This is a genomic window from Acinetobacter sp. YH12251 (assembly GCF_013417465.1).
GTDB classification, from domain to species: Bacteria; Pseudomonadota; Gammaproteobacteria; order Pseudomonadales; family Moraxellaceae; genus Acinetobacter; species Acinetobacter amyesii.
In genome coordinates, this window is sequence record NZ_VPDZ01000009.1 from 78,617 (window position 1) to 92,546 (window position 13,930).

A 13,930-nucleotide genomic window follows, 5' to 3' on the forward strand; every position below is an offset into this window, starting at 1 on the left:
TTAAGCTTGTTCTACGTTGCTAGTTTGAGCTGCCGCATTTACGACTTTAGCTTCAAACTCGCCACGGAAATGTTTGAGTGCGCCCATTAACGGTTCCATCGCACCTGGAGCATGCGCACAGAAAGTTTTACCAATCCAAAGCTTACGAGTAAGTTCTTGTAAGTGATCGATATCTTCTTTCTTACCTGTGCCATCTTCCAAGGCTTTAAGCGCTTTAACCGCCCAAGGTAAGCCATCACGGCATGGTGTACACCAACCGCAAGATTCACGCGCAAAGAATTCTTCTAAGTTACGTGTCGCAGAAACCATACACTGAGTTTCATCGACTACCATGAGCAAACACGTACCTAAACGTGAACCTGCTTTCATGATGCTTTCAGCATCCATAGGAAGGTCAATATGTTCAGCAGCAAGGAAGTCTGTAGAAGCACCACCCGGTAACCATGCTTTGAGTTTTAAACCATCACGCATACCACCCGCATGATCTTCAATCACTTCACGCGCAGTTGTACCAAATGGAAGTTCCCAAAGACCTGGGAATTTTACTTTGCCTGAAGCGCCATAAATTTTAGTACCTGGATCTTTCGACTTACCTTCAGATAAACCGATATACCATTCAGGACCACGAAGCATAATTGCGGGTAAGTTGTTGTAAGTCTCTACGTTGTTAACAATCGTAGGACGACCCCAAGCACCTGCAACTTGTGGGAATGGCGGTTTAGTACGAGGGTTCGCACGGCGACCTTCAAGCGAGTTAATCAATGCAGTTTCTTCACCACAGATATAACGACCCGCACCAGTATGCACGTGTAACTCGAAGTTCCAACCTGTACCGAGGATGTTTTCACCCAAGTAACCTTTGGCACGAATTTGGTCTAATGCTTCATTTAAGTATTGAGCCGCTTCGATGTATTCACCACGGATGAAGATATAACCCTGTGTTGCTTCTAATGTATAAGCAGCAATCAACATACCTTCGATCAATTGATGAGGAAGTTTTTCCATCAACAGACGGTCTTTGAAGGTACCAGGTTCCATTTCATCGGCATTACAGATGAGGTAACGAGGGCCTGAGTTATCATTTGGCGCCATAAGCGACCATTTGATCCCTGCAGGGAAGCCCGCACCACCACGACCTTTTACAGTCGCAGCTTTGATCACTTCAAGCACTTCTTTCGGTTGCATGCCAACAGCTTTCTTAAAGCCTGCATAACCTTCAAGTGCTTCGTAATCATCTGCACTGCGAACGTGTTCCTGTTTACTCAAACGCCAAGTTAATGGGTGAGTTTCTGGGTTACCGTCGCCATAAATTGGTTTTGGTTCAGTATTCATACATACTTCTCCAATAACTGTTTAATTGAAGTCACTTCAACTAGACCGTGAGTGTCTTCGTCAATCATTAACGTCGGACCTTTGTCACAGTTACCTAGGCAGCAAATTGGCAATAAAGTAAAGCGACCATCTGCAGTCGTTTGACCAAATGAAATGCCTAATTCACGCTGGAATGCTTCAGCAAGTGTTTCCGCACCCATCAAGAAACAAGCAATCGAGTCACATAATAAAATTACGTGGCGACCAACTGGTTGACGGTAAATACGGTTATAGAAAGTTGCAACACCTTCTAGGTCTGCAAGGCTCATGCTAAGCAATTGCGCAATAGCATTCATCTGTGCATCATCTACCCAGCCATTACGGCGTTGTACACACTTCAAAGCATCAAGACATGCTGCGCGTGGGTACGGATAGTGACCAATGTGATGTTCGATATCGTGGATTTCTTCCGCAGTTAAAATCCCTTCAACATTCACACGTGGTTTTTTGTCAGTCAAAATCATCATAATGCGATTACCCCTTAGCGATCCACGTCAGCCATTACGACGTCAATTGTCGCTAAATAAATGATTAAGTCAGACATTAAGCTGCCGTTAATCACAGAAGGCATTTGCTGTAAGTGCGTGAAGGTTGGTGTACGGATACGTGTACGGTAACTCATCGTTGACTTGTCTGAAGTCAAGTAGTAGTTCGACGCACCTTTTACCACTTCCGCCATTACAGAGCTTTCGCCTGCTGGCATTACAGGACCCCATGACACGCTCAAGAAGTGCGTAATCAATGTTTCGATGTCTTGTAAAGTTTTATCTTTTGGTGGTGGAACAGCCAGTGGATGGTCTGCTTTGTATGCACCAGAAGGCATGTTGTCTAAACATTGCTTGATGATTTTCAGCGATTCTTCAATTTCACGGAAGTGAACAAGAACACGTGCATAAGCATCGCCTTCGTACTCTAAAGGCACATCAAAGTCGTAGTTTTCGTAGCCGCTATAAGGACGGTATTTACGAACGTCGAAATCAATACCTGTAGCACGTAGACCAGTACCCGTTACACCCCAAGCCAATGCAGATTTAGCATCATACTGAGCAACATTACGGGTACGACCGATAAACACTGAGTTTTTCAGTGCTGCAGTGTAGTACTCGTTCATACGCTTCGGCATCCAATCTAGGATTTCGCGAATGAGGTGCTGCCAGTTGTTTGGCAAGTCATGCGCTGTACCACCGATACGGAACCATGCTGGGTGCATACGGTAACCCGTGATCGCTTCGATCGCGTCATAGATTTTTTGACGGTCAGCGAACATATAGAATACTGGGGTCATACCGCCGGCATCCTGAATCGCAGTACCAATGAACAATAAGTGGTTATTGATACGGAACAATTCAGACATCATGACACGGATACATTGTGCACGATCAGGAACGGTAATCCCTGCCATTTGCTCTACGCCAAGAACGTAAGGCATGTTTTGCGCACAACCACCTAAGTAGTCAACACGGTCTGTATACGGGATGAATGAGTGCCATGTTTGACGCTCAGCCATTTTTTCCACGCCACGGTGGTGATAGCCGATGTCAGGAACACAGTCTTTCACTTCTTCGCCGTCCAACTGCAAGATCACACGGAATGCACCGTGCGCAGATGGATGGTTAGGACCCAAGTTTAGGAACATGAAGTCTTCATCATCGTTCCCACGCTTCATACCCCAATCTTCAGGTACGAAACGAAGATGTTCTTGTTCGTAATCCTGTTTCGCTTGGTTTTGGCGATAAGGCGTGTATTCAGTCGCACGTGCAGAATATTCTTTACGTAACGGGTGACCTTCCCAATATGTTGGCAACAAGATACGACGGAGCATTGGATGCCCTTCGAAGTTGATACCAAACATGTCGTAAGCTTCACGTTCGTACCAGTTGGCATTTGGCCAAATGTTGGTTGCCGTTGGAATGTTTACATCATTCTCAGCTAATGCAACCTTGATACGAATATCACTGTTACGCTCAAGCGATAACAAATGATAGAACACAGTGAAGTCAGATGCAGGCAGACCATCGCGGTGTGTACGTAAACGCTCATCAACCGCAGACAAGTCAAACAGCATCACGTATGGACGTGACACCGTACGCAAGAACATTAAAACTTCTTGTACACGTGCGCGCTCAACCCAGACTGTTGGAAAGTCTTCAAAAGTCGTTTGCACGTAGAAGTTCTCACCAAATTTGGTTTTGAGCTCTTCTACAATTGCAAATGCAGGGCGGGAATCAACTGGAGTTGATTCTGGCATAGCAATGTCAGTTTCAGCCATTGGCTTGGCTTCCTATTTAATACAAATTCAGTCAATCAAAACGACAATTACACCCAGTCCGGGTGTATCAATATTTCGTCGCAGTGATTATTTAATTTCATCCATTGAGCGTAAGTTTTTCACTGCAATACGCTGTGCGTTCTTACGGTCACGTTCTGGCATCATCTTTGGCTTATACACTGGCTTAAGATCATCACCAATCACGGCCGATAAAGGACGGCGCTCAAGTTGAATCTGGTCTTGCAATAACATCAATGCCTGAATTAAAGCTTCAGGACGTGGTGGGCAACCCGGGATATACACATCGACAGGGATGATTTTATCCACACCTTGTACAACTGAATAAATGTCGTACATACCACCAGAGTTTGCACATGCGCCCATTGAGATTACCCATTTAGGCTCAAGCATTTGCTCGTACAAACGTTGAATTACTGGCGCCATTTTCATGAAGCATGTACCTGCAACAATCATCAAGTCAGCCTGACGTGGTGAAGCACGAATAACCTCGGCACCGAAACGTGACAAGTCATGCACGCCTGTTAAAGTCGTTGCATACTCTACGTAGCAGCAAGATGTACCAAAGTTAAACGGCCAAACTGAGTTTTTACGCCCCCAGTTTACTGCTGTATGTGCAACATCCTCTAAACGAGTCATGAACACATTTTTATTCACTTCTTCTTCAAGCGGATCGGTAACGATTTGACGCTCTTGAAGTGGATATTGATCAGCATCCGGATTCGCACGGGTTAATGTATATTTCATCCCGTCTTACTCCTTGTCAGATGATGCAGTCGGTGACTTAGATTTCACACGACCAGATGATTGCGCTGGAATTTGACCTGTAGGGTCCATAACCAACTCTTCAATAGAGTTAAAGCGTGTGATTTCTGCGATATCCATATTTGGCGAACCAATTTTAGGTTTAATTCCCGCCGCTTTACGTTTGTCAGAAGGTGACCAATTCAAACCACCAGAAGACAATTCATAAACCAAACCAGCAAGTAAAACTAAAATAAAGACTGCTGCAGCTGCAAAACCAACCCACCCTGTTTCACGAACAGAAGATGCCCATGCATAAAGGTAAAGTGCTTCGATATCGAACACCACAAAGAAGATCGCAACTAAATAGAATTTCGCAGACAAGCGAATACGTGCACCACCAGCACCTACTACACCTGACTCAAACTGCTCTTGCTTAGCACGACCCCATGATTTACCCCCAAGGAGTAAAGGGACGGTCAGCATAAAGACGCAAAGAAATGTAACGCCGATCACGAAGGCAATAATTGCCCAATCGTATGGAGTAATGGCACTCATGCGGGGATAACTCCTGGCAGGCCTATTTATTAACAAAGAATGTATGTATTGGCCTTCAAATACACCAAACACAAAATTAATCCCGCCAATTGTACCTGATTGAGGAGGCTTCTTGCTAGCTTATCGATATTCGTCTTTAGGATGATTTTTTAATCATTTCAGCATTTAAATTGGGTTTACTCCCTTAAATTTAGGATTAATCGCTTAATTAGATTAGATCTTATTTTTTTATTAATTATTACATTTATGTGATTTTAACAGAAAATTATGACTGTTCAGTTTCATGAACAAATCCTTCAACTTTTAGCTCATGTATTAAATTTTCATGGCCGTATCATTTATTAAAGAAATTCCATTTTGTTTCAAATTGGTTGCTTTTTTATCCCATCTATTAGCTTTGATCTTTCCCCTAAAATGAAAAACAAGTTGAATTAGCACAAAGAAAAAAGTCTTTTTTTAGCTTCTTGTGACTTTTTTGCAATTCTTTGACACGACCCACAAAGAGTGTGATATTTGTAGTTAAAACAGAAAAAGCAATCACAACGGAGAGACAATAATGACTTTAGAATTTACGCATAAACCTGATTATTTTCTATCTGCACAATTGGTGATTCACCATATTAAAAGCTATTTAGATAAGCATCCTGATGCTCAAAATGCCATTTTTGATTTACGTGATATTTATGAGTTGTTACGACAAGATTTAGCTTCTGCAACAACCAACCTTAACGGGATTATGAATATTGCAGATGAATATAAACTTGAAACTTTAAACGGTGATCAAAAACTTATTAGCAATTATTCTATCGATGCTAAAAACAACTCCTTACTCATCGATTTTAATGCAGATGCTCTTGCCGCATTAAAAAATGGCAAACCTATTATTGAACCCGATGCAACAATTACGGAATAAGTAGAAAACTGATATCAAAAAGCCATTCAAATTGAATGGCTTTTTATACTTATCATTCACTAAAATCAGCTTAGCCACATATCTAAGCTTACTTAATTTTCATTGGTACTCGGTTCTTTAACATCTAACTTCGGTTTATTTTTCTTAAAACGAGTTGCAGGCCATGTCATGGTGAAACGCGCCCCGCCTAATATTGGACTTTCATCAATATCAATAGTCCCGCCAAACCAATATGCAATGCGACTAACAATCGATAAGCCTAAACCATAGCCCCCTGAGGCACGAGTGCGACTATCATCTAAACGTGCAAAAGCATCAAAGATACGTTTACGATCTTCTTCTGGAATGCCGGGGCCATCATCTTCAACACAGATATAAGCCATACCTTCATCATTCACACCACCACTAATCAGCACTTTATCGTCACAATATCGCACTGCATTCCCCACCAAGTTTTGTACAACACGGTGTAAATAGCGACGCTCGGTTTCCACAACCACTCCAATTGGTGGTGCTTGCAATTCCAAGGTTTTCCCAGTCTTTAAGGCTTCAGTTTCAATCAGGACCTGATCTAAAACTTCAAACAAGCTAACATCTTCAAACTCCAAAGATGGCATACCCTGTTCGAGCTTAGCATAAGTCATGATTTCATCAATCAAGGTGTTGAGCGCTTCGATATCTTTGTCGATTTGTTCAACTTGTTGCTGCCGGTAATCATAATCATCTTCATCCGCCATCATTTCAACACCAAAGCGAATACGTGCCACGGGTGTCCGCAGTTCATGCGATACCGCGCGCATTAACTCACGCTGTGCTTCAATTAAACGCTCAATATGATCTGACATCGAGTTATAGCTGGATGCCAAGGTACCAAACTCATCCGTGCTTTCGACAGGCAGACGTACAGATAAGTCCCCGCCCTTCATTTTATTTAACGCATAATTTACAGCACGCAGCTTACGTTGCATCGGCACCAATAGACCATAAACACCCAAGCTCAAGACAAACAAGCTCAGTAGCGTAATACCCGCTGCCAACTGGAAAGGCATCCAATTAAATAATGGTACCGGCCCCATGACCAAGACTTCTGAAGTTGAGCTTGGAATTGGTGATACGATCGAAATAGTTGTGCCGCGCTCTGTTGCACTATCACGATACAAAATAATACTGTGATCTAAGCGTAGTCGACCGATTTGCTCAGAGTCTAAAGGCAAACTTTGAACATTTTGAATTGAAATTGGATAAGAAAAATGATGTTGGATTTTTTCAAGATATTGTTTTTCTTGACCTGGGTAATACACCAAATAATCCAGTATAAATACAGGCAATGCTTTCATTTGGCGTTCTGAAATATTATCGGCTTTTATATACAGTAGATGTGCAGGGTCATCTTTTAAGCCAATAATAATATAAGCTGCTGTGGTTTGTGCGTCCCAACGCACTACAGCTTTACGCTCTTCTATACGTTTTGTTTCCGCTCGGGTTAAATCAACCTGATTAGCTTTTACATAATAAATAGGCAACTCAAGTAGATCGGATGCATCTGACACCCAATCTGACTTTTGTTGTTCATTTGGCTGACGTGCAATACCTTCACTTATAATGAAAGCCAAACCGTCAGTAAGCGATTCACGATATTCTTGCGCGCGCTGGTAGTTAATGATTTGCACCAGCAAATAGCCAAATGTAGCGACTAAAAAGACTAAAATCAGTAGCCCCGCATAAACGCGCAAAAATATACTGTGTTTAAACACGTAAAAGTGTCCTACTTTGCCAAACTAAGGGACGGTATTTTACATTAAATGCCGTTGGTTTCTTTTACGAATAAATAACCTTTACTACGTACGGTTTTAATGCGTTTCGGGTTTTCTGGATCATCACCAATTTTTGGACGAATTCGCGAGATACGCACGTCAATTGAACGATCTTGACCATCGTATTCAATACCACGCAGACGCTCAAAAATATCTTCACGAGAAAGAATGCGACCCGCATTAGATGCCAACAACCATAAAAGGTCATATTCTGCACTGGTAAAGTCAACCAACTCATTATTGAGTGTGACAGAACGACCACCATTATCAATTACAAGATCATCAAATTCGATGCGCTGTGCAACCTCATCTTCTGGTGCTTTGTCTGTACGACGTAATAATGCACGAATACGCGCAAGTAAAACGCGAGGTTGAACAGGTTTTGCAACATAATCATCTGCACCCATTTCTAGACCCAACACTTGGTCCATGTCTTCGGTACGTGCAGTCAACATTAAAATTGGTTGATGGTAGTGTGGACGAACTTCACGACAAATGGTTAAACCATCAGCACCCGGAAGCATCACGTCGAGTAATACCATATCTGGTTGTTCAGCGATAATACGGCGAATCGCACGATTACCGTCTGGTTCTACCCCAACCTCAAGTCCGTTACGGATTAAGTATTCTTGAGTTAAACGAGCAAGACGCTCATCGTCTTCAACAATTAAAATTTTAGGTAACTTTTCTTCTTGGCTCATTGATTGCCCCTTATTTGATTGGGCGTATCCTATTTGAAATCCGATAGATACGCTTAAACATAGTTTGCAATATACACACGTTTACATTGTAAACAAGATGGCATTCACCAAACTGATACATCAATATCGTATTTTGTAATAAATTTTAACCTGCTACATTTTTGCAGCCGTATTTACCAATCATTTCCACGCCCTATTGCTCACAATACCAACAATTATAAATTTGGATACATTTTCATCGAATAAAAACTGACTGATTAATTCACAACTTTTTAGGCTTTCTGAAGTTATCCACAATGTTATCTATAAGCACTCTTTTTCGACTTTGCTATGCTATGCCCTTGTCGGATAAGGCATATATAACAAAGATAAAAAATAGGGATTTTTTGAGATGGATTTCTGCCAGAAAAGTTCAAAGCATTTAGTAAAATGTCAATATTGATATACCCTGAATTTTCCCGTATCTTGTGTTCAATAAATTTTTAAACCACTAGGTCTTGTGTTTAAACCTCAAACACTGTGGCATAAAAATTGCCCAGTTCAAACGGTCCTAACATAAAAATAGATGACAAATGGAGCTATGCTAGCATGAGCGTAACGAATTCAACCCCTGGTCAAATTCAGGTGATTAAACGCACCGGTGACGTTGCACCTTTTGATGCAGAAAAAATCTCTGTGGCGATTGGTAAAGCGTTCTTGGCCGTTGAAGGCCAGCAAAGCGCTGACTCCAGCCGTATTCATGACCGTATCTCTCAATTAACTGAGATGGTATTGAATACCTTTAACCGTCGTTTACCTTCTGGCGGTACCATTCATATTGAAGAAATTCAGGATCAGGTTGAACTTGCGCTTATGCGTACAGGTGAGCAAAAAGTTGCTCGCTCTTACGTGATTTACCGCGAACAACGTGCCGAAGCTCGTAAACAAACTGGTGCTCACCACCACCCTACTTTACAAGTGACAGGTTCAAACGGTCAGCTTAAACCGCTTGATCTTGGCGCACTTGAGGCAAATATTGTTAAAGCAGCTGAAGGTTTAGAAGGCATCGATGTTCGAGCGATTATCGATGAGACTGTAAAAAACCTTTATAACGGCGTAAAAGAGTCAGACATATCAACGACCATGATGATGGCTACTCGTACACGTATCGAACAAGAACCAAACTATACATATGTGACTGCGCGTTTATTGCGTAACGACCTTGTTGCTACAGGGTTAGAGTTCTTAGGTTTAGATACTGACACGAATGAAGGCGACGCTTTAGAAACTTTCTTGAAGAAAGGTATCGAGCTTGATCTTCTTTCTCCAGAACTACTTAACTTTGACCTTGCAAAATTGGCTGCTGCGATTCAACCAGAACGCTCAAACCAATTTACTTATTTAGGTCTACAAACTTTATTTGACCGTTACTTCATCCACTCAAATGGCGTACGTTTCGAATTACCACAATTATTCTTCATGCGTGTTTCAATGGGTCTTTCATTGAACGAAGAAAACCGTGAAGAACGTGCAATCGAATTCTATAATTTATTGTCTAGCTTCGATTACATGGCATCTACGCCTACTCTATTTAACTCTGGTACTTTACGTCCACAGTTATCTAGCTGTTACTTAACAACGATTTCAGATGACCTTTACAACATTTATGGCGCAATGCGTGATAACGCAATGTTGTCTAAATGGGCGGGTGGTTTAGGTAATGACTGGACACCAGTTCGTGCGCTTAACTCGTACATCAAAGGTACAAATGGTAAGTCACAAGGTGTTGTACCGTTCCTTAAAGTTGCCAACGATACTGCTGTTGCAGTCAACCAAGGTGGTAAACGTAAAGGTGCAGTATGTGCATACCTTGAAACTTGGCACTTGGACATCGAAGAATTCCTAGAGCTTCGTAAGAACACAGGTGATGACCGTCGTCGTACACACGACATGAACACAGCGAACTGGGTTCCAGATTTGTTTATGCAACGTGTATTCGAAGATGCTGAATGGACTCTGTTCACACCATCTGAAACACCTGACTTGCATGACCTAACAGGTGCAGAATTTGCTGAACGCTATGCTTACTACGAAGGCATTGCGAAAGAAACCAACATGCTACATAAGAAAGTCCGTGCGAAAGACTTATGGCGCAAAATGTTGTCTATGTTGTTTGAAACTGGTCACCCTTGGATCACATTCAAAGACGTATGTAACTTACGTTCACCACAACAACACGTTGGTGTAGTTCACTCTTCTAACTTGTGTACAGAAATTACGCTGAACACTAACGAAGATGAAATCGCAGTATGTAACTTAGGTTCAATTAACCTTGTACAACACGTTCAAGGCGGTGTGTTAGATCGTGAAAAGCTTGCTCGTACAGTTAAAACTGCTGTTCGTATGCTCGACAACGTGATTGACATCAACTACTACGCTGTTCCACAAGCGCGTAACTCGAACTTGAAACACCGTCCAGTGGGTATGGGTATCATGGGCTTCCAAGATGCTTTATACGAAATGAAATTGGCTTATGGTTCTGATGCTGCGGTTGAGTTCGCTGACGAATCTATGGAAGTGATTTCTTACTACGCAATCCAAACGTCTAGCGACTTGGCACTTGAACGTGGTACTTACGAGACATTTAAAGGTTCACTTTGGGATCAAGGTATCTTGCCAATTGACTCTTTAGATATCGTACAAAAAGCACGTCCTGACCGTATGTTCGAAGTTGACCGTACAACACGTTTGGACTGGGATACTTTACGTACTAAAGTTCAAAAAGACGGTATGCGTAACTCAAACGTGATGGCGATTGCACCGACTGCAACCATTTCGAACATTTGTGGCGTGTCTCAATCAATCGAACCAACTTTCCAAAACTTGTATGTGAAATCTAACCTTTCTGGTGAATTCACAGTGATCAACCCGTACCTAGTACGTGCGTTAAAAGATCGCGGTCTTTGGGATTCTGTAATGGTGAACGACCTTAAACACTTCGAAGGTTCGGTTCAAAAAATCGCACGTATTCCTGAAGAGCTTAAAGCAATCTTCGCGACTGCGTTCGAAGTTGAGCCACGTTGGATTGTTGATGCTGCATCACGTCGTCAAAAATGGATCGACCAAGCTCAGTCTCTTAACCTTTACATCTCTGGTGCAAACGGTAAGAAACTTGATATGACGTACAAAATGGCATGGTTACGTGGTCTTAAAACTACTTATTACCTACGTGCATTGGGTGCGACGTCTGCTGAGAAATCAACCATTAATACTGGTGCATTGAACGCGGTTAAGCCTGCTACTGTTGCAGCACCTGTAACTGCAGTTGCGAAAGAAGAACCTAAAGCTGAAGTTGCTGCTGAAGAAGAAGGTTTTGGTCAAGCAGCTCCAGTGCCAATGGCATGTTCAATTGACAACCCTGATTGTGAAGCTTGTCAGTAATTAACTAAAGGTATCTACATCAGAATAAAGGCTACCTCTGTAGCCCTACCTGATAATTCTTCAAAACATGGGCTACATGTAGCATAAGTTTTCAGTAGTGAGGATTTATGTCTAAGAAGAAAGATGTCTTTGGTCAAAAGCTCAAGCTAACCAAAAAAGAAAAAGCAGATCATAAAAGTCGCATGGAGAAATTTGAAATCTTTTCTCTATATTGGATACAAACCCAAAGATTTTTAGATGCCCTGTACACATTATTAGTTCAAATGGGAAAATTAATTTTCCCTAATGAACATATAAGACAACGGTTATTGGATCTTCTTGTAAAGTTAATTACTAAATTTGGATGGTGGTTTTTCACTCCAATTTTATTTCAATTAATAAGTGATCAATTTGCGTTGTCTACATTATTCAATAATTTCTTTTTATAAAGAATTATTAACAAGCAAAGGACTCCACCATGCTCCATATGACCCATAACTATCAGTTAGGACTTGTTGCCTTGGTGGTTTCCTTTATTTTGACTTTTTATGTCCCGATCGCCTATTTCTGGTTCAAGGCATATAAATCGCGTAATCAAAATAAGTAGTGGGGATATTTGCTCTACCGAACACTTTTAGAGCAGTGATCGACAAAACTTAATTTTGCTTACACAAATTGAGCGTATAGTAGGACATCTCAGCGACGCTGGATGTCTATAAAAGATATAAAGCAACGAAGAGAGAACTGTTATGTCTATCCTAAGTTGGGACGATTTCGAAGATGATGAACCGAAACAAGCTGCACAAGCTCACCAGCCTGCGCCCGTCGAACCGCAAAAAACGACTGATTCGCAAGTGGTATCTAATGCACAGCACTCATCGCCGAATTTGGCAGCTGCACAACCCGCTCGAACCAGTACAAATCGACCAACAGATCCAACCGATCCGTTGGCAAGAGCATCTAACGCTCTAGAAAATCTAGACGTTGCACCTGGCTTAGAAGAGCTAGAAATGGGTGCTCAGCGTGTTCAAGTTGACGATAAAGCGATGATCAACTGCCGCGCTGACTTAAACCAACTTGTACCGTTCAAATACGAATGGGCTTGGCAAAAATATCTAGACGGTTGCGCAAACCACTGGATGCCGCAAGAAGTGAACATGAACCATGACATCGCACTTTGGAAGTCTGAAAATGGCTTAACCGAAGATGAGCGTACCATTGTTATGCGTTCTTTAGGTTTCTTCTCGACTGCGGATTCATTGGTTGCGAACAACTTGGTTCTTGCAATCTACCGTCACATTACTAACCCTGAATGCCGTCAGTACATCTTACGTCAATCATTTGAAGAAGCGATTCACACGCACGCTTACCAATACTGTATCGAATCTTTAGGTATGGACGAAGGCGAAGTCTTCAACATGTACCGTGAAATTCCTTCAGTGGCTCGTAAAGCAGCTTGGGGTCTGAAATATACACAATCTTTAAGTGATCCTACGTTCAAAACAGGTACACCTGAAAACGACCAAATCTTGCTTCGCAACTTGATCGCGTTCTACTGCGTACTTGAAGGTATCTTCTTCTACTGTGGTTTCAGCCAAATCTTGTCTATGGGTCGTCGTAACAAGATGAATGGTGTTGCTGAGCAATTCCAATACATCTTACGTGATGAATCTATGCACTTGAACTTTGGTATCGACATGATCAACCAAATCAAGATCGAGAACCCTCACCTATGGACTGCTGAGTTCCAAGAAGAAATCATTCAAATGATTCTTGAAGGTACAATGCTTGAAATCGAATATGCACGTGACACGATGCCACGCGGTGTATTGGGTATGAATGCAGGCATGATGGAAGAATACTTGAAGTTCATCTGTAACCGTCGTTTAAGCCAATTGGGCTTGCCTGAACAATTTGCTGGCGTGAATAACCCATTCCAGTGGATGTCAGAAATGATGGACTTACGTAAAGAGAAGAACTTCTTTGAAACTCGCGTAACTGACTACCAAACTGGTGGTGCGTTAAGCTGGTAATAAATTTTTCAGCGAAATATCAAAAGCGGAACCAAAGTGTTCCGCTTTTTTTTATGAAGAATTTCATTCACCCAAGCAAATCTATGCATTTAATTTAATTCATATTCTGC

General features: G+C 41.9%; 11 protein-coding genes. 4 read left to right on the plus strand and 7 right to left on the minus strand.

The window, feature by feature from the left end; translation table 11 throughout:
* The 5 genes from nuoF to ndhC form a co-directional block, all read right to left on the minus strand.
* Complete coding sequence (gene nuoF, locus FTV27_RS09550) at nucleotides 1–1,332, minus strand: NADH-quinone oxidoreductase subunit NuoF (protein ID WP_111884890.1); 1,332 nt, start codon at nucleotides 1,330–1,332, stop codon at nucleotides 1–3.
* A complete protein-coding gene (nuoE, locus tag FTV27_RS09555; protein WP_078191103.1) occupies nucleotides 1,329–1,838 on the minus strand; it encodes an NADH-quinone oxidoreductase subunit NuoE in 510 nt (169 codons plus the stop codon). Before nuoE ends, nuoF begins: the two co-directional genes overlap by 4 nt.
* A gap of 14 nt (nucleotides 1,839–1,852) precedes the next feature.
* Complete coding sequence (gene nuoC / locus FTV27_RS09560) at nucleotides 1,853–3,640, minus strand: NADH-quinone oxidoreductase subunit C/D (protein WP_078191104.1); 1,788 nt, start codon at nucleotides 3,638–3,640, stop codon at nucleotides 1,853–1,855.
* An 87-nt stretch (nucleotides 3,641–3,727) separates the two neighbouring features.
* Nucleotides 3,728–4,405 (minus strand): NADH-quinone oxidoreductase subunit B family protein, encoded by a 678-nt coding sequence (locus FTV27_RS09565; protein WP_078191105.1) that lies wholly within the window; start codon nucleotides 4,403–4,405, stop codon nucleotides 3,728–3,730.
* 6 nt (nucleotides 4,406–4,411) lie between these two features.
* Complete coding sequence (ndhC, locus tag FTV27_RS09570) at nucleotides 4,412–4,960, minus strand: NADH-quinone oxidoreductase subunit A (RefSeq protein ID WP_078192295.1); 549 nt, start codon at nucleotides 4,958–4,960, stop codon at nucleotides 4,412–4,414.
* A gap of 556 nt (nucleotides 4,961–5,516) precedes the next feature.
* Here ndhC and FTV27_RS09575 point away from each other — a divergent pair.
* The gene (locus tag FTV27_RS09575; protein WP_078192296.1) at nucleotides 5,517–5,873 is read left to right on the plus strand and encodes a hypothetical protein; all 357 of its coding nucleotides are present in this window, start codon (nucleotides 5,517–5,519) and stop codon (nucleotides 5,871–5,873) included.
* Nucleotides 5,874–5,965: 92 nt separating this feature from the next.
* Here FTV27_RS09575 and bfmS read toward each other — a convergent pair whose 3' ends face one another.
* Both bfmS and bfmR read right to left on the minus strand, forming a co-directional pair.
* Nucleotides 5,966–7,627, minus strand: a complete 1,662-nt coding sequence (bfmS, locus tag FTV27_RS09580) for a sensor histidine kinase BfmS (RefSeq protein WP_180034533.1) — start codon at nucleotides 7,625–7,627, stop codon at nucleotides 5,966–5,968.
* 44 nt (nucleotides 7,628–7,671) lie between these two features.
* Nucleotides 7,672–8,388, minus strand: a complete 717-nt coding sequence (bfmR, locus tag FTV27_RS09585; protein ID WP_067764711.1) for a response regulator transcription factor BfmR — start codon at nucleotides 8,386–8,388, stop codon at nucleotides 7,672–7,674.
* 588 nt (nucleotides 8,389–8,976) lie between these two features.
* Between bfmR and FTV27_RS09590 the strand changes: the two genes are divergently transcribed.
* The 3 genes from FTV27_RS09590 (at nucleotide 8,977) to FTV27_RS09600 (ending at nucleotide 13,820) form a co-directional block, all read left to right on the plus strand.
* Nucleotides 8,977–11,808 (plus strand): ribonucleoside-diphosphate reductase subunit alpha, encoded by a 2,832-nt coding sequence (locus tag FTV27_RS09590; protein ID WP_180078217.1) that lies wholly within the window; start codon nucleotides 8,977–8,979, stop codon nucleotides 11,806–11,808.
* 107 nt (nucleotides 11,809–11,915) lie between these two features.
* A complete protein-coding gene (locus FTV27_RS09595) occupies nucleotides 11,916–12,236 on the plus strand; it encodes a hypothetical protein (RefSeq protein WP_180078219.1) in 321 nt (106 codons plus the stop codon).
* 300 nt (nucleotides 12,237–12,536) lie between these two features.
* Complete coding sequence (locus FTV27_RS09600; protein WP_078191110.1) at nucleotides 12,537–13,820, plus strand: ribonucleotide-diphosphate reductase subunit beta; 1,284 nt, start codon at nucleotides 12,537–12,539, stop codon at nucleotides 13,818–13,820.
* Nucleotides 13,821–13,930: the final 110 nt, after the last annotated feature.

What these genes read in the sequence shown, in the direction of transcription:
- nuoF (WP_111884890.1), bottom strand. Translation starts at nt 1,332, where the DNA reads ATGAATACTGAACCAAAACCAATTTATGGCGACGGTAACCCAGAAACT.
- nuoE (WP_078191103.1), bottom strand. Translation starts at nt 1,838, where the DNA reads ATGATGATTTTGACTGACAAAAAACCACGTGTGAATGTTGAAGGGATT.
- nuoC (WP_078191104.1), bottom strand. Translation starts at nt 3,640, where the DNA reads ATGGCTGAAACTGACATTGCTATGCCAGAATCAACTCCAGTTGATTCC.
- FTV27_RS09565 (WP_078191105.1), bottom strand. Translation starts at nt 4,405, where the DNA reads ATGAAATATACATTAACCCGTGCGAATCCGGATGCTGATCAATATCCA.
- ndhC (WP_078192295.1), bottom strand. Translation starts at nt 4,960, where the DNA reads ATGAGTGCCATTACTCCATACGATTGGGCAATTATTGCCTTCGTGATC.
- FTV27_RS09575 (WP_078192296.1), top strand. Translation starts at nt 5,517, where the DNA reads ATGACTTTAGAATTTACGCATAAACCTGATTATTTTCTATCTGCACAA.
- bfmR (WP_067764711.1), bottom strand. Translation starts at nt 8,388, where the DNA reads ATGAGCCAAGAAGAAAAGTTACCTAAAATTTTAATTGTTGAAGACGAT.
- FTV27_RS09590 (WP_180078217.1), top strand. Translation starts at nt 8,977, where the DNA reads ATGAGCGTAACGAATTCAACCCCTGGTCAAATTCAGGTGATTAAACGC.
- FTV27_RS09595 (WP_180078219.1), top strand. Translation starts at nt 11,916, where the DNA reads ATGTCTAAGAAGAAAGATGTCTTTGGTCAAAAGCTCAAGCTAACCAAA.
- FTV27_RS09600 (WP_078191110.1), top strand. Translation starts at nt 12,537, where the DNA reads ATGTCTATCCTAAGTTGGGACGATTTCGAAGATGATGAACCGAAACAA.